Origin of the sequence: Gluconobacter potus, assembly GCF_015244705.1 — a bacterium.
Taxonomy (GTDB): Bacteria; Pseudomonadota; Alphaproteobacteria; order Acetobacterales; family Acetobacteraceae; genus Gluconobacter; species Gluconobacter potus.
The window spans coordinates 815,773-831,717 of the sequence record NZ_JABCQF010000001.1; the positions used below are offsets into that span (position 1 = coordinate 815,773).

The following is a 15,945-nucleotide window of genomic DNA, read 5'->3' on the forward strand; positions in this document are numbered from 1 at the left end:
GGTCAGAACTTACCCTTGAAGTAGGACTGGAGCGGGGCGACGCCCAGATTGTCTTCCTTCAGGACCGCGATGGCATAGGTCGCGGCACGGGCGCCAGCGATCGTGGTGTAATGCGGGACGCCCATGGTCAGGGCACTGCGACGGATCTCGTAGCTGTCCTGCGCGGCCTGACCACCCTGCGAGGTGTTGATGACCATCTGCACGTCACCTGAGCGGATTGAATCCACGCAGTTCGGACGGCCCTGCATCACCTTGTTCACGCGCTTTACGGGAATGTCGGCGGCTTCCAGACGCGAGGCCGTGCCGCTGGTGGCAAGGATGGTAAAGCCCATGGCGACCAGCTTGCGGGCCAGCGGCTGAACATGGGCCTTGTCGCTTTCACGCACCGAGAGGAATACCGTGCCCGAAAGCGGCAGCTTTACGCCAGCCGCAAGCTGGGACTTGGCAAAGGCACGCTCGAAACTGGAATCCAGCCCCATGACTTCGCCTGTGGAGCGCATTTCCGGACCGAGGATTGTGTCGGCATTCGCGAAGCGGTGGAACGGGAACACGGCTTCCTTGACCGCGACATGCGGAGAGACCGCACCGCCATTGAGCTGGAATTCCGTCAGCTTCGCACCGGCCATGACGCGGGCGCCGATCTTGGCAACCGGAACGCCGGTGGCCTTGGCAACGAACGGTACGGTCCGGGAGGCGCGGGGGTTCACTTCGAGAACGAAGACTTCCTGATCCTTGATGGCGTACTGGACGTTCATCAGGCCGCGGATGCCCAGTTCGCGGGCCATGGCTTCGGTCTGCGAGCGCAGTTCCGTTACCAGTGCGGGAGAGAGCGTGTAGGGCGGCAGGGAGCAGGCGGAATCACCGGAATGGATGCCGGCTTCCTCGATGTGTTCCATGACGCCTGCGACATAGACGTTCTCACCGTCGCAGATGCAGTCCACGTCCGCTTCGATCGCGTCGTTAAGATAGTGGTCGAGCAGGACGGGGCCGGTCGAGACTTCGGGGCCGGCGGCGCGCAGGACTTCGTTGAGGTAGCGCTTGAGGCCCGGCTTGTCATAGACGATTTCCATCGCACGGCCGCCCAGGACGTAGGACGGGCGGGCGACGACCGGGTAGCCGACGTCTTCGGCGATTTTCTCGGCTTCCGCCGGGCTGCGGGCGATGCCGTTGCGGGGCTGGCGCAGGCCGAGCTTGCGGAGCATGGCCTGGAAGCGCTCGCGGTCTTCGGCACGGTCGATTGCATCGGCAGGCGTGCCGAGCAGCGGGATGCCTGCTTCTTCGAGGGCGCGGGACAGCTTGAGCGGAGTCTGGCCGCCATACTGCACGATGCAGCCCAGAACCTTGCCGCCCTTGGCTTCGGTGCGGATCAGGGCGATCACGTCCTCAGCGGTCAGGGGCTCGAAATACAGACGGTCCGAGGTGTCGTAATCGGTGGAGACCGTCTCGGGGTTGCAGTTGACCATGACCGTCTCGAAACCGGCTTCGCGCAGGGCGTAGGCGGCGTGGACACAGCAATAGTCGAACTCGATGCCCTGACCGATGCGGTTCGGGCCACCACCGAGGATGACGATCTTGTCGCGGTTTGTCGGGCGGCTTTCGCAGTCCGGCGTGCCGAACCCGCCTTCATAGGTCGAATACAGATAGGGCGTGTCGGAAGCGAATTCGGCGGCGCAGGTGTCGATGCGGCGATAGACCGGCGTGACAGCCAGTTTTTCGCGCAGGGCTGCGACGTCCTTGATGCTCTGGCCGGAAAGGCGGGCGAGCTGGGCGTCGGAGAAGCCCTGGGCCTTGAGGCGGCGCAGATTGTAGGCGTCCTTCGGCAGGCCGGTCTTTTCGATCTCGCGCTCGGACGTCACGATGTCTTCGAGCTGGCGGAGGAACCACGGCTCGAACTTGCAGGCTTCGTTTATCTGCTCGACGCTTAAGCCTGCGCGCAGGGCCTGTGCGGCCATCAGGATGCGCTCGGGGCGCGGCTCGGCCAGAGCGGCGAGATAGGCGTTGTGCGAACCGTCGCCGGGGGCTTCGACGGGATCGAGGCCGGTGAGGCCCGTTTCCATAGAGCGCAGGCCCTTCTGGATGGCTTCGGCGAAGGAGCGGCCAACCGACATGGCTTCACCGACCGACTTCATGGACGTCGAGAGGAGCGCCGGAGAGCCGGGGAACTTCTCGAAAGTGAAGCGGGGGATCTTGGCGACGACATAGTCGATCGTCGGCTCGAAGGAGGCCGGGGTCGTTTTCGTGATGTCGTTCTTGAGTTCGTCCAGCGTGTAGCCGACGGCCAGCTTGGCGGCGATCTTGGCGATCGGGAAGCCGGTGGCCTTCGAGGCGAGTGCTGAGGAACGCGACACGCGTGGGTTCATCTCGATGACAACCAGACGGCCATCGGCGGGGTTGACGCCGAACTGCACGTTGGAGCCGCCGGTCTCGACGCCGATCTTGCGCAGGCACGCGATCGAGGCGTCCCGCATGCGCTGGTATTCCTTGTCGGTCAGCGTCAGGGCGGGGGCGACGGTGATGGAGTCACCGGTATGGACGCCCATCGGGTCGATGTTCTCGATGGAGCAGATGATGATGCAGTTATCCGCGGTGTCGCGGACCACTTCCATCTCGTATTCTTTCCAGCCGAGGACGGATTCTTCGATCAGGACTTCGGTCGTCGGCGAGGCATCGAGGCCGCCTGTGACGATCTGGTCGAACTCTTCACGGTTATAGGCGATGCCGCCGCCAGCGCCGCCCATGGTGAAGGACGGGCGGATGATGGCGGGCAGACCGACATCGGCCAGTGCCGCGCGGGCTTCTTCAAGCGTGTGGGCGATGGTGCTGCGGGGGCTTTCGATCCCGATTTCGTCCATGGCTTCGCGGAACTTCTGGCGGTCTTCCGCGCGGTCGATGACTTCCGCATCCGCGCCGATCAGTTCCACGTTGTGCTTTTTGAGGAAGCCGGACTTGTCGAGCGCCATGGCGGCGTTCAGGGCAGTCTGGCCGCCCATCGTCGGCAGGACGGCGTCGGGCTTTTCCTTGAGGATGATGCGCTCGACGAATTCCGGGGTGATCGGCTCGATATAGGTCGCATCCGCCAGACCGGGATCGGTCATGATGGTGGCGGGGTTCGAGTTGATCAGGATGACGCGATAGCCTTCCTCGCGCAGGGCCTTGCAGGCCTGTGCGCCGGAATAGTCGAATTCGCAGGCCTGTCCGATGACGATCGGGCCAGCGCCGATGATCAGGATGGACGAAATGTCTGTCCGTTTTGGCATGGCTCAGGCTCCTGCGTTCGTGCTGTTGGCGGCGCGACGGTCCATGACCGCGACGAAACGCTCGAAAAGATAGAAACTGTCGGACGGGCCGGGGCTCGCCTCGGGATGGTACTGGACGGAGAAGGCGTCCTTCGTAGTGGAGGCGACGCCTTCGTTGGAGCCGTCGAACAGGCTCACATGCGTCACCTTCACGTCGGCGGGCAGGGACTTCTCGTCCACGGCGAAACCATGGTTCTGGCTGGTGATTTCCACGCGGCCGGTTTCCACGTCCTTGACCGGCTGGTTGGCACCGCGATGGCCGCGCTCCAGCTTGTAGGTCTTGCCGCCCAGAGCCTGTGCGAGAAGCTGGTGGCCGAGGCAGATGCCGAAGACGGGGACGTTTGCGTCCAGCACCTTGCGGATGGCGGGGACGGCATAGGTGCCGGTCGCGGCCGGATCGCCGGGGCCGTTAGAGAGGAACACGCCTTCGGGCTTGAGTTCCAGGATCTCTTCGGCGGTGGCCGTGGCGGGCAGGACAGTGACGTCACAGCCGGCGGTCACGAGGCAGCGCAGGATGTTGTCCTTCGCACCGTAGTCCATGGCGACCACGCGGCGACGGTTTTCGCGCACGGGCTTTGTGGAGTGCCACACGCCTTCGGTCCAGACGCGCTTGGGGCGTGTAACCTCTTTGGCGAGGTCCATGCCTTCGAGGCCGGGCCACTGGCGGGCACGGTTCAGCAGGCTGTCCGTGTCGATACGGCCGTTTTCCGGGAAGGCGAGGATGGCGGTCTGCGGGCCGTTGTCGCGCAGGGTGCGGGTGATGGCGCGTGTGTCGATGCCGCTGATGCCGGCACGACCGTGATCGCGGAGCCATGCGGCGAAAGGCTCGTGGGAGCGCCAGCTTGCCGGGGCGGTGATGTCTTCCTTCACGACGGCGCCGAGGGCGGCCATCTTCGGGGCCTCGTTGTCATCGGTGTTCGTGCCGACATTGCCGATATGCGGGAAGGTAAAGGTCACGATCTGGCCAGCGAAAGACGGGTCGGTCAGGGTTTCCTGATAGCCGGTCATGCCGGTGGAGAAGCAGAGTTCTCCGACGGCGCCTTCCGTATGGGCACCGAAGCCACGGCCCCACAGGACCGTCCCATCGGCAAGGACAAGGGCGGCGTTGGCGCCGGGAGGGCAGGGATTGGACACGTCCGTCTCTCTTTCTTGTTCTTGCTGGGTTTCAGTCGTGGTGAGGTCTGCTGTCAGATCCTGCAGGGCGATTCCCGGCACGCGCAGCAGGGCCGGCCAGTGCTTGGTCGGGACCATGCGGGACTGGCGCCACTTGCGCACGGCTTCCAGTCCGACGCCGGCAAGAGCGGCGATTTCGTCCGCGCCTCCGGCTTTTTCGATGATTCTGTCGATGTCCATGGTCGCCCCGTTGCTGGCTGCCGGATGTACTTCTGGGGCCTCTGAATAAGGGATCGGAAACGGAATGGGAAGTTTTTTCCCACTGCTCGTTTTGCGTCTTGGGTAGAGGTGGGAAATTTTTTCCGAATGGCTTGTTTTGCGGCCACAGGGGCTGCCGGATTGTTGCAAACCGGCTTTTGTGCGATTTTGCCGCCATTCAAGGAATGAGGGACGGCTCGCCTAGGGAGTTTCCTGTGGGCTGTCCGATGAAGGAGAACGGCGATGTCGCTTCGCAAGCAGATCATGGACGACCTCAAGACAGCCATGAAGGCCGGTCAGTCCGAGACGGTGGCCCAGATCCGCGGGATCACGGCCAAGATCAAGGATCTGGACGTTGCCGCCCGTGCCAAGAGCGCGGAGGTGACGGATACGGACATCATTTCCGCCCTGCGCTCCATGATCAAGTCCCGCACGGAATCCGCCACGATGTATCGTGAGGGTGGCCGTCCGGAGCTGGCGGAAAAGGAAGAGGGGGAGATCGCGACGATCAAGTCCTACCTGCCGCCGGAGCTGGACGAAGCCACGTTGAAGGCCGGGATCGAAGAGGCCGTGAAAAAGACGGAAGCGGCCGGCATGAAGGATATGGGCAAGGTCATGGCCGCGCTGAAGGAGCGTTTTGGCGCGGATCTGGACCCGGCGAAGGCCAGTGCTCTGGTGAAGGCGCATCTTTCGGCTTGATCCGTCGATCAGTCGTATCGTGTGACGAAAAAGCCGCTCCTTCGGGGGCGGCTTTTCTGTTTTCAGGGTGTTCGGCAGAGTCTGGCGTAATCGCTGGGACGGTAGCCTGTGTTTTTGTGGAAGGCCGTGGCGAAGGCGCCGAGGCTTTCATAGCCGACGTCCAGTGCCACGCTGGCCACGCTCTCGCCGCGTGCCAGTTTTTCCTGAGCGTTCAGGATGCGCAGGCGTTGCCGCCAGGCCGAGAATGGCAGTCCTGTCTCAAGCGTGAAATGGCGGACGAAAGAGCGCAGCGACATGGCGGCCAGTTTGGCCCAGTCTTTCTGGTCGCGGGAATCTGCGGGATTGTCGCTCAGGGTGTTAGCGACGCGGCAGAGTTGTTCGCTTTTCGGGAAAGGCAGGGACACGGAGGCGCGCGGGGCGGTCAGGAATTCGTGCCAGAAGCATTCCGCGAGGCGGCTGATCTGGGCGTCCCATCGTGTTTCGTCGGCGTCGTGGGACAGGCGATCCGCCAGAGCGGTGAGGAGGCGTGTGCCGCCTGCGAGAAAGGGTTCGTCCGGTAGGCCGGAGCATTTTGCTGCGCTGACATACAGGCTCCAGCCCGCGACGGCGCCGTGGGAGCGGGCTTCGTGCGGAATGTGGGGCGGGAGCCAGAGGCACTGGCCGGGGCCGATCAGCCAGTAGGCGTACTCGGTGCGGATGGCCATGACGCCGCTTTCAATGCCGAAGATCTGGCCGCGTGCATGGGCGTGGCGTTCGGCGATCCGGCGTGTGTCCTGCTTCATGTGGCCGCCGAGGAGCCATGGCGTTCCGGTGCTCGAATGGTCTACGGCGGCGGGAGTCATAAAGAAATTGGCGCACATGAGTCGAATTATGGCCTGAGAGCGTGAGAACGCCAAAATGACTTTCGCTAAAACTGTTGTCTCCGGGCGGGTTTGAAACCTGAGCGGAGTGTTCAGCGGGAGATCAGGATCATGAAAGTCGGCTTTGTGGGCCTTGGGGCCATGGGACATGCGATGGCGGAGCGTCTTCTCAAGGGAAGACATGAGCTTGTCGTGACCAACAGGACGCGTGCGAAGGCGGATGATCTGGTGGCGCAGGGGGCTGTTTTTGCCGAAACGCCTGCCGATGTGGCGCGGCAGGTGGAGGTCGTGTTCTCCATGCTGTTCGATGATGCCAGCACGGAAGAGGCTGTTTTCGGAGAGCACGGAATTGCCAAGGCTCTGGCGCCGGGCGGTATTCATGCGTGCAGCAGTACGCTGTCTCTGGAGCAGGCGCGCCGTCTGCGGGACGGGCATGCGGAGCAGGGGCAGGTCTATGTCAGTGCCAATGTCCTGGGGCGGCCTCCGGCAGCGAAGGCGGGTGAGCTGTTCGTGGTGACGGCGGGAGCGGAGGAGGCACTGACGCGTCTGCGGCCTTTGCTGGAATGTTTCGGGTCGAAGATTTTCGAAGTGGGGCAGGACCCGGTTCAGGCCAATCTGGCCAAGCTGTCTCTGAATTTCATGATCTATTCGACGATCGAGCAGATGGCGGAAGTCTTTGCGCTGAATGAAAAGGCCGGGACAGATCCTCATGCGATTTTCGAGATCATGACGGGCAGTTTCTACAACGCGCCGGTTCACAAGAATTACGGAAAGCTGATGGTCGATCATGAATACGATCATCCGGGCGCGCCGGTGACGCTGGGGCTCAAGGACATGGAGATGTTCCTCAAGGCCGGGGGTGAGCATGCTGTGCCGCTGCCTTATGCCTCGGTGGTGCGGGACCGGTTGCTGAGTGCGATCAGTGCCGGGGATGCCGGGCGGGATTTCGTCGTGCTGCTGGAGCGGGCGCGGCAGGACAGCGGGCTGAAATAGGTGTCGGGGATGTCAGGACATATTGGGGTGGCCGATCATGCGCCGGAAAAGATCATCCGGGACATGTTCGCCATGTTTACGGATTTCGGGTCCGATCTGGATGCGCTGACGGCGTTCATGACGCCCGATTATCGCCAGCTTGTGGATGGGCGGGAAATGACGCTGGCGGATTTTCGTGCTCATGCGCTGGCTCTGCGGGAGGGGCTTTCGTCGCTGGAAATCGAGATCCTGCATCTGGTCTGTGAGGCGGATCGGGCGGCGACGGTTCATCTGGCTTCGGCGACCCGCCCTTCCGGAGTGCGGAGCGTGATCCGGGTGGTGGCGTTTTACCAGTTCCGCGACGGGCGGCTCTGTCTTGTGGATGAACTGACGCGTGTCCAGCAGGGTCATCACGGCGATGATGCGTTGGGAAGTCTGCAATAGATTGGGACGGGTTTGACAGCACGGCGGTGAGGTCCTCACTCTGAAATCCTGTTTTGTGGATGAGGCCAGAATGTCGGCAGGTGGTTCAACGAAGGTCGTTTTCATTGCGCTGGGGGTCAATCTTGCGATTGCCTGCGTGAAGGGTGTGGCGGCTCTGCTGACCGGGTCGGCCGCGATGCTGGCGGAGACGGTTCATTCCTTTGTCGACTGCGGCAACCAGCTTCTGCTGCTGGTAGGCATGAAGCGTGCGGCGGCTCCGGCGACGAAGGAGCATCCGCTGGGGCATCACCGGGAGCTTTATTTCTGGACGCTGGTGTTGGCGGGTGCGCTGTTCATTGGCGGTGGCGTTGCGTCCCTGCACGAAGGCTGGGAGAAGGTCTGGCATCCGGCGGCGATGGAGCCGATCCATGTGCTGGGGCATGTCTTTCCCGGCTGGTGGCTGAATGTCGCCATTCTCGGCATTTCGGGCAGCATGGAAGGCTACGGGTTTCTGGCGGCCATGAAATCCCTGCCGTCCGGGAAAGGATCCCTGTGGACCATGATCCGCCGCAGTACCGATCCGGGGCTGTTTGTCGTGCTGTTCGAAGACGGCGCGGCGCTGGTCAGTCTGACGATCGCGCTGGTCTTTACCGTGCTGTCCGTCGTGACGGGCTGGCATGTGCTCGATGGTGTGGCGTCGCTGCTGATCGGGGTGGTTCTGGTGATTGTTGCAGTGCTGCTGACGAACGAGACGCGCTCCCTGCTGGTCGGGGAGAGTAGTCCGGAAATCGATGCGTTCGTGCGGGCCCAGGCGGCGAAGCTTCCGGGTGTGATCGGGGTCAACGAGGTCGTGACCGAGACGCGGGGGCCGGGGAGCATCATCGTCCTGCTGTCGCTGGACTGGGACGACACGCTGACGGCCGGGCAGGTGGAGCAGGGGGTTTCGGCGCTGGAGCGGGTGACGCGGGCGCGATATCCGTCGGTGCTGCGGATGTATGTCGAGGCGCAGGACAAGCGCGACAGTGCCCCGGATATTGCCGTGCAGCACCCCTGAACGCAGATCGGGCCCCCTTTCGGGAGCCCGACACCGTCAGCCGTAACGGACTGGCAGGATTTTACTGCTGCGGCTGCGTGGCCGGAGCCGGAGCGGCAGCGCCCGGCTGGGTCGTGCTGTTCATCTGGCCGGGGGAGGTCGAGTGCTCGACATCGTAGGCGGTGGCCTTCTCGATGTAGGTGCCCTTCGCGCCCGGATGTTCCTTGTCGTACAGGGCGGCCTTTGCGCGGGCTTCCTTGCGGTAACGGTGACGCACATACATGCCGGTCGCGCAGCCGCCCACGGCGCCCAGGACGCCGTGATGGTTGGCGACATGTCCACCGACAGCGCCGGCAGCGCCGTATTTGAGGCAGCCACCCGGTTCTGCTTCGGCCGTCGTGATCGACGTTGCCAGCAGACCGGCAGCGGCGGCAAGCATCAGGTACTTTTTCATGAGTGCTTCCTGTTTTTCCAAAGCTGTCGGGTCACCCGGCAGCACAGAGACGGCTGCCAGCATGCCCCAACCCGGCGTTCAGAACAACCGGGAGGGGCAGCGCACCACGTTTTCGGCCGGCGCGCTGAAGGTCCAGACGGTGCCGTCCGGATCATGGCAGCAGGAACTGCTGGCACCGGGGATCGAGCGTGGATTGTGTTCGATGACGATCGATCCGAAGCCGCGCCGTTCGGGTCTGGCGACGGTGGGGCCGCCGGTCTCTTTCCAGCACATCCGGAAGACGGGTTTGTCCTCTTCGTCGTGCAGATCCCAGGTGACGGTTACGGTTCCGGTGTCGTTCGACAGGGCGCCGTATTTGATGGCGTTGGTTGTCAGTTCGTAGATCGCAAGGCCGATGCGGTCGGCAGTGTCGGGGACGAACTGAAGCTCCGGATCGCCTTCGATCCGCAGGCGTGTGGCGGGGAAATCACCGGCCACGGCAGTCTGGGATGTGACGACATCGTGGACCGTGGCGCCCGTCCATTCGCCGTGGATCAGAAGGTCCTGACTACGGGCGATGGAGGTGATGCGCTCTTCCAGAACTTTGACGAAGGGGGCCGTGGGGTCGGGGACGGTGCGCCGGATCAGGGCCTGAAAGATGGCGAGCATGTTCTTGGAGCGGTGGTTCAGCTCGTTGAGCAGCAGGGCGATCTGCTGTTCGTGCTCGCGCTGGATCGTCACGTCGCGCGAGACGCAGAGAATGGCTTCGACGCTCTGATCGGGGTTCAGGAGCGGAGTCAGCATGTTGTCCCAGTGCCGGACGGGCTCACCGGGGAGCTGGCTGATCCCCATGAAGCGGACGTTCTGTCCTTCGGCGGCGTCCTTCAGGGCCTTGCCGCCGGGAACATGCGCTTCCGGCGGGAGCAGGCCGAGCCAGCTCATGCTGAAGCCCGAGGTGCTGTCCACGCCGAGGGCCTCGCAGCCCGCGGTGTTCATGTGAACCAGCGTGCCGTCTTTCGCGATTTCCTTGATGCAGTCCACGCTGACATTGAGCATCCGGTCGCGGATGTCGGCCTTCTGAAGCAGGGCTTCCTCGTGACGTTTCTGCTCATGGATGTCGGTCAGGATGAGGAGGCGGACTGCACCTTCGCCGCTGGCGGCCGGGCGCTGGACGAGACGCAGGAGAAACCAGCGGGTGTGGCCATCAGGGTTCAGGATGCGGAAGCTTGTGCTTCGGAGCTGGTCTGAGGGTGTGGTGTCTCGGAGGATGTTGGTGATCTGTGCTTGATCGGCGGGGACAATGACCGGGAGCCACTCTGAAAAAGCGAGCGGTACGCCAAGGGCTGCCGCCTGCTGCTTCCAGGCCGTGTTGAAGTGCATGGCGCCTGTATCGCTGACAGGCTCCATGCAGATCAGGTCAGGCAGCAGGTCGAAGGCGGGACAGGAAATGTCGGGTGGGGCGGTCTGTGTCTGTCCCATATCTCTTTCTGACGGTAGCGCGCAGTATTGCGATGGTTTCAGGATCCATGCGCGATACTTTTGGTCGCGCTTTGAGACGTTTATCCCGAAAATTCATCTTTCCGAAACCTGCTTTTGGCGCGGATCAGGGCAGCAATACGGCGGCACCGTCGAAACGGCCGTGCCGGAGGTCATCGAGGGCCTGATTGGCGTCCTTTAGGGCATAGGGGGTGTTGGTCACTTTGATGCCGACTTCCGGGGCGATTTTCAGGAATTCCAGACCGTCCTGACGGGTCAGGTTGGCGACGGAGACGATTTCGCGCTCTTCCCATAATGTGTCGTAGGAAAAGGCCGGGATCTCGCTCATGTGGATGCCGCCGCACACGACTTTTCCGCCTTTTCGGATGGCCTTGAGACCAGCGGGGAGCAGGGCGCCGACGGGGGCAAACAGGATGACGGCGTCTAGCGGTTCAGGCGGGAGTTCGTCCGAGCCGCCGGCCCAGACGGCACCGAGGGAGCGGGCGAAATCCTGTTTCTGCGTGTCGCCGGGGGACGTGAAGGCGTAGACGTTGCGGCCCTGCCAGCGCAGGACCTGCGTGATGATATGGGCGGCGGCACCAAAACCGTAGAGCCCGATCTTTTTGCCGTCCCCGGCCTTTTTCAGGCAGCGCCAGCCGATCAGCCCGGCGCAGAGCAGGGGGGCGAGATCCTTGTCTTCGCCCTTGTCGCCCATCGGGAAGGCGTAGCGGGCATCGGCGACTGTCATGGTCGCGTAGCCGCCATTGCGGGTGAAGCCGGTGAAGAGGGGATGGTCGCAGAGATTTTCCATCCCGTGCGTGCAGTAATAGCAGTGCCCGCAGGTATGCCCCAGCCACGGCACGCCGACCCTCTCGCCCACCGACAGGCCGGTGACATTGCTGCCGAGCTTGTCGATCCGGCCGATGATTTCGTGGCCGGGGATGATGGGGAGGGTGGCGTGCGGGAGTTCGCCATCCACGACATGCAGGTCCGTCCGGCACACGCCGCAGGCGCCGATCCGGATGCGGATTTCATCGGGGCCGGGTTCGGGATCGGGGAGTTCGACCCATTCCAGAGGGGTGTGATGGGCTTTGAGCTGCATGGCGAACATGGCGTGTTCTCCTGTGGCTTGTAGTTCAGGACCGGAAGTCGAGCACTGTCCGGCCTTCGAGGCGACCATTCTGCAGATCGTCGAAGATCGTATTGATGTTTTCAAGTTTTCCAGGGGTGACGACGGATTTGACCTTGCCGCGGGCGAAGAAATCCATGGCTTCGATCATGTCCAGCCGTGTGCCGACAATGGAGCCGCGGATGGTGGTGCCGTTCATGACCATGTCGAAGATCGAGACGGGGAAATCGCCGGGCGGCAGTCCGTTCAGCACGATGGTGCCGCCGCGCCGGGCATAGCCCATGGCCTGCGAAAACGCCGTCCGTCCGACAGCGGTGACGAGGGCGCCATGTGCGCCGCCGATTTGCTGCTGGATGAATTTTGCAGGATCGGTGTCCTTGGCGTTGACGGTCAGGGATGCGCCGAGCTTCTTGGCCGTGGCGAGTTTCTCGTCGTCGATATCCACGGCGACGACATTCATGCCCATGGCGATGGCATACTGCACGGCCATCTGGCCGAGGCCGCCGACGCCCGAAATCGCGACCCATTGACCGGGGCGGGCCTCGGTCATTTTCAGGCCCTTGTAGACTGTCAGGCCCGCGCACAGGACAGGAGCGGTCTGGAGCGGGTCGATGGTCGAAGGCAGGTGCGCGACGTAATTGGGGTCGGCCACGACATATTCCGCGAAGCAGCCATTGACGGTGTAGCCGGTGTCGTCCTGCTTTTCGCAGAGGGTTTCCCAGCCACCCAGACAGTGTTCGCAGTGGCCGCAGGCGGAATAGAGCCAGGGCACGCCCACGACATCGCCAACCTTGACGAAATTATCGACCTGACTGCCGACGGCGACGATATGGCCCACACCTTCGTGGCCGGGAATGAACGGCGGGTTGGGCTTGGAGGGCCAGTCCCCGCGCGCTGCGTGCAGGTCGGTGTGGCAGACGCCGCAGGTATCGACCTTCACGAGGATCTGGTTGGGGCGGACGTCCGGGATGGGCAGCCGCTCGATAGTGAGCGGCTTGCCGAATTCACGGACGACGGCGGCGAGCATTGTATCAGCCATTGGGAAGGTTCCTTCTGGATTACGAGGCGGAGAGGCCCTTGACGGCCTCCACCATCTTGGAGAGCACGGCCTGCGCATCCCCGAAGACCATGGCGCAGTTGTCCTGGAAGAACAGCGGGTTCTGGACGGCGGAGTAGCCCATGCCCATGCCGCGCTTGATGACGAAGACCTGACGGGCCTTGTCGGCATTCAGGATCGGCATGCCGTAGATCGGGGAGGACTTGTCCGTCCGGGCGGAGGGGTTCACCACGTCGTTGGCGCCGATGACGAGGGCGACGTCAGTATCGGCGAAGCTGTCGTTGATGTCGTCCATGTCGTAGATCATGTCGTACGGCACGCCGGCTTCGGCGAGCAGCACGTTCATGTGGCCCGGCATGCGACCGGCGACCGGGTGGATTGCGAATTTCACGTCCACGCCCGCGGCCTGAAGCAGTTTGACGAACTCGTAGAGCTTGCCCTGGGCCTGTGCGACGGCGAGGCCATAGCCCGGCACGATGATGACCGTGGAGGCATAGCGCATCGTGGTCGCGGCATCGCTGGCGCTGACGGATTTGGCTTCCTTCTGCGGGCCGCTGGCGGCGGCAGCGGTGGCTTCACCGAAATTGCTGAACAGGACGTTGGTGATGGAGCGGTTCATGCCCTTGGCCATCATGACCGTCAGCAGCGTACCGGCCGAACCCACGACCATACCGGCGATCATCAGGGCCGGGTCGGCCATGACATAGCCTTCAAGACCCACGGCAAGGCCCGTGAAGGCGTTGTACAGCGAGATCACGACCGGCATGTCCGCACCGCCGATGGGGACGGTCATGCAGATGCCGCAGAGCAGCGCGCCGATGAAGAACAGCAGGGCGAACAGGCCACCGCCGGGCTGATGGTACTGGGCGACGGCCATGACGCCGAGCAGGATCGTCAGCATGAAGACGGCGGCATTGACGATGCGCTGTCCACCGAAGCGGATCGGCTTGTTCATGCGGCCATCGAGCTTGGCCCAGGCGATCAGCGAGCCGGAGAGCGACATGCTGCCAATCAGGCCACCTGCGACGGTGACGAGAAGCTGGCCAACGCCGGTGTCTTTCGGGCCGGTGAGGGCGATGACGGACACGGCCGCGGCAGCACCGCCGCCCATGCCGTTGAAGAGGGCGACCATCTGCGGCATCGCGGTCATGGCGACGCTGCGGCCTTTCCAGCCAGCCCAGCCGCCACCGATGAGCAGTGCGAGCACGGCAAGGATGACGTTCACGACGATATGGGGTTGGGCTGCGTCGGAAACGCTGAAGATCTGAAGGAAGCTGGCCGCGACGACGAACAGCATGCCCCAGCCTGCGGTCACGATGCCCGAGACGGCCGTGACGGGGGAGGACATGCGTTTGAGGCCATAGACCAGCAGGCCGGAAGCGATCAGGCCGCTGAGGGCCACGATATAGGCGAGCAGGATCATGATTTGGCTCCTGATGCCGGGGCCGGAGCGGATGCTGCGGGTTTTGTGCTGGGCTTGAACATGGCCAGCATCCGGTCGGTCACGACATAGCCGCCGACTACGTTGCCGGCGCCGAGCATGACGCCCAGAAAGCCGACGACCTGCTCCAGAACGGAAGACGCGTTGAACAGTGCGCCGAGGGCGCCGACGACCACGATGCCGTGTACGAAGTTCGAGCCGGACATGAGCGGCGTGTGCAGGATGGAGGGGACGCGGCTGATGACCTCATAGCCCGTGAAAGCCGCGAGCATGAAGATGTACAGGGCGATGACGAAGGTCATTGCGGTGATCATTTTGCGGTCTCCTTGCCTGCGTCGTTTGCGGCGGGGCCAGTGGGCGCGGGAGTGGCAGCGGGTGCGATCACAGGCGGGGGGGCAGGCGCGGGCGGGGCTGGCGAATTCGGATCCACGGCGGTGCGGATGCCGTCATTCGTGATGGTGCCGCCATGCGTCAGCGCGGTGCCGGAGATGACCTCGTCGGTGAAATCCGGCGCCAGACCCTTGTCCTTGGTGATGATCTGCTGGAGCAGATGCATGATGTTCTTGGAATAGAGTTCGCTGGCCTGCTCGGCGAGCATGGACGGGACGTTGACGGGGCCGACGATGGTCGTGGGGCCAACCTGAACGGTCTGCCCGGCCTGTGTGCCTTCGCAGTTGCCGCCGCCTTCCGCGCCAAGGTCGATGATGACGGCGCCGGGCTTCATGGCCTTGATCTGTTCGGCATCGATCAGGCGGGGGGCGCGCTTGCCGGGGACGGCGGCCGTTGTGACGATCAGGTCCGAGCGGGCGATATGGTCGCTCAGCGCCTTGCGGACCTTCTGTTTCTCGTCATCCGTCAGTTCGCGGGCATAGCCGCCCTGACCGGTGGCATCGACGCCGGTATCGACGAATTTTGCGCCGAGCGACTGCGCCTCTTCCTTGCTCTCGGGGCGGACGTCATAGCCTTCAGTGATGGCACCTAGGCGCTTTGCGGTTGCCAGGGACTGAAGCCCGGCCACGCCGAGGCCCATGACCAGAACCTGTGCGGCGCGCAGGGAACCTACGGCCGTGGTCATCATGGGCAGGATCTTGGGCATGTGCACTGCGCCCATCAGGACGGCGTAATAGCCCGCCAGCGTGGCCTGGCTGGAGAGGGCGTCCATAGCCTGTGCACGGGAAATGCGGGGCACCAGCTCCATGGCGAAGCAGGTGATCTTCCCATCCCGCAGGGCCTTCACCAGATCCGGATTGTTGCGGCCGTAGATGAAGGCAATGAGGATGGCGCCGGGCTTCATGGCCCTGACCGTTTCCAGCGTCGGCGGCTGGACGGCCAGGACGATGTCGGCATCGGCCACCAGCGCGTTGCGGTCCGGCGAGAAGGTGACGTCCTTGTAGGTGCCGTCGGGATAGGACGATGCGACGCCTGCGCCCGTTTCCATGGCGAAGGTGATGCCCAGCGGGGCCAGTTTCTCGGCGACCTGAGGAATGAGAGCGACGCGGCGTTCCCCGCCTTCGTCGCGTTCTTTCAGGACTGAAATCTTGACAGTCATTGGTTGCGATCCTGTGTCTGTCGTCGGGCGCGGGCTGTCGCCGAAGGACAGGCTGAGCAAAGAGGGCCCGCGCCCCGTTCAGCGTCACCATGACGCTTCTTCGGGGTGGAAACCATTGATGGATATCAAAAGGGAGAAATTATATCTGTAAGGAAATTATTCGTAATGACCGATCGGTCATTATGATTCTGTGACAGGGCTGACCG

The 15,945-nt window shown here is 63.3% G+C and carries 14 protein-coding genes; 4 read left to right on the forward strand and 10 right to left on the reverse strand.

The genetic code is table 11. From position 1 onward, the window contains the following. Positions 1-2: 2 nt before the first annotated feature. Together carB and carA are read right to left on the reverse strand one after the other, a co-directional pair. Positions 3-3,257 (reverse strand): carbamoyl-phosphate synthase large subunit, encoded by a 3,255-nt coding sequence (carB, locus tag HKD31_RS03595; protein ID WP_194263594.1) that lies wholly within the window; start codon positions 3,255-3,257, stop codon positions 3-5. Positions 3,258-3,260: 3 nt separating this feature from the next. Further along, positions 3,261-4,649 (reverse strand): glutamine-hydrolyzing carbamoyl-phosphate synthase small subunit, encoded by a 1,389-nt coding sequence (gene carA, locus HKD31_RS03600; protein ID WP_194263593.1) that lies wholly within the window; start codon positions 4,647-4,649, stop codon positions 3,261-3,263. Positions 4,650-4,910: 261 nt separating this feature from the next. Here carA and HKD31_RS03605 point away from each other — a divergent pair, with 261 nt between their 5' ends. Further along, entirely contained in the window at positions 4,911-5,366 is a 456-nt protein-coding gene (locus HKD31_RS03605; RefSeq protein ID WP_194263592.1) for a GatB/YqeY domain-containing protein, read from the forward strand. 62 nt (positions 5,367-5,428) lie between these two features. On the opposite strand, the gene HKD31_RS03610 is transcribed toward HKD31_RS03605, so the two are convergent. Beyond that, complete coding sequence (locus HKD31_RS03610; RefSeq protein WP_228120137.1) at positions 5,429-6,148, reverse strand: AraC family transcriptional regulator; 720 nt, start codon at positions 6,146-6,148, stop codon at positions 5,429-5,431. A gap of 189 nt (positions 6,149-6,337) precedes the next feature. Between HKD31_RS03610 and HKD31_RS03615 the strand changes: the two genes are divergently transcribed. The 3 genes from HKD31_RS03615 to HKD31_RS03625 all read left to right on the forward strand — a co-directional run bounded on the left by HKD31_RS03615 (position 6,338) and on the right by HKD31_RS03625 (position 8,675). Further along, positions 6,338-7,219, forward strand: a complete 882-nt coding sequence (locus tag HKD31_RS03615; RefSeq protein ID WP_194263590.1) for an NAD(P)-dependent oxidoreductase — start codon at positions 6,338-6,340, stop codon at positions 7,217-7,219. Positions 7,220-7,228: 9 nt separating this feature from the next. Next, positions 7,229-7,642 carry a nuclear transport factor 2 family protein gene (locus HKD31_RS03620; protein WP_194263589.1) on the forward strand — a complete coding sequence of 138 codons (414 nt, stop codon included), beginning with the start codon at positions 7,229-7,231 and terminating at the stop codon, positions 7,640-7,642. 70 nt (positions 7,643-7,712) lie between these two features. Further along, complete coding sequence (locus HKD31_RS03625) at positions 7,713-8,675, forward strand: cation diffusion facilitator family transporter (RefSeq protein WP_194263588.1); 963 nt, start codon at positions 7,713-7,715, stop codon at positions 8,673-8,675. A 61-nt stretch (positions 8,676-8,736) separates the two neighbouring features. Here HKD31_RS03625 and HKD31_RS03630 read toward each other — a convergent pair whose 3' ends face one another. The 7 genes from HKD31_RS03630 to HKD31_RS03660 all read right to left on the reverse strand — a co-directional run bounded on the left by HKD31_RS03630 (position 8,737) and on the right by HKD31_RS03660 (position 15,739). Beyond that, entirely contained in the window at positions 8,737-9,108 is a 372-nt protein-coding gene (locus tag HKD31_RS03630; protein WP_062494940.1) for a hypothetical protein, read from the reverse strand. A gap of 78 nt (positions 9,109-9,186) precedes the next feature. Continuing rightward, the gene (locus HKD31_RS03635; protein ID WP_194263587.1) at positions 9,187-10,566 is read right to left on the reverse strand and encodes a sensor histidine kinase; all 1,380 of its coding nucleotides are present in this window, start codon (positions 10,564-10,566) and stop codon (positions 9,187-9,189) included. Between the two features lie 124 nt (positions 10,567-10,690). Further along, a complete protein-coding gene (locus HKD31_RS03640) occupies positions 10,691-11,674 on the reverse strand; it encodes a zinc-dependent alcohol dehydrogenase family protein (RefSeq protein ID WP_194263586.1) in 984 nt (327 codons plus the stop codon). 25 nt (positions 11,675-11,699) lie between these two features. Next, a complete protein-coding gene (adhP, locus tag HKD31_RS03645) occupies positions 11,700-12,731 on the reverse strand; it encodes an alcohol dehydrogenase AdhP (RefSeq protein ID WP_194263585.1) in 1,032 nt (343 codons plus the stop codon). Positions 12,732-12,750: 19 nt separating this feature from the next. Beyond that, positions 12,751-14,172, reverse strand: a complete 1,422-nt coding sequence (locus HKD31_RS03650; RefSeq protein ID WP_172491766.1) for an NAD(P)(+) transhydrogenase (Re/Si-specific) subunit beta — start codon at positions 14,170-14,172, stop codon at positions 12,751-12,753. Next, positions 14,169-14,504: an NAD(P) transhydrogenase subunit alpha part 2 gene (locus HKD31_RS03655; protein ID WP_194263584.1), complete on the reverse strand. Its 336-nt coding sequence runs from the start codon at positions 14,502-14,504 to the stop codon at positions 14,169-14,171. The genes HKD31_RS03650 and HKD31_RS03655 overlap by 4 nt, the downstream gene beginning before the upstream one ends. Beyond that, the gene (locus tag HKD31_RS03660; RefSeq protein WP_194263583.1) at positions 14,501-15,739 is read right to left on the reverse strand and encodes an NAD(P) transhydrogenase subunit alpha; all 1,239 of its coding nucleotides are present in this window, start codon (positions 15,737-15,739) and stop codon (positions 14,501-14,503) included. Before HKD31_RS03660 ends, HKD31_RS03655 begins: the two co-directional genes overlap by 4 nt. Positions 15,740-15,945: the final 206 nt, after the last annotated feature.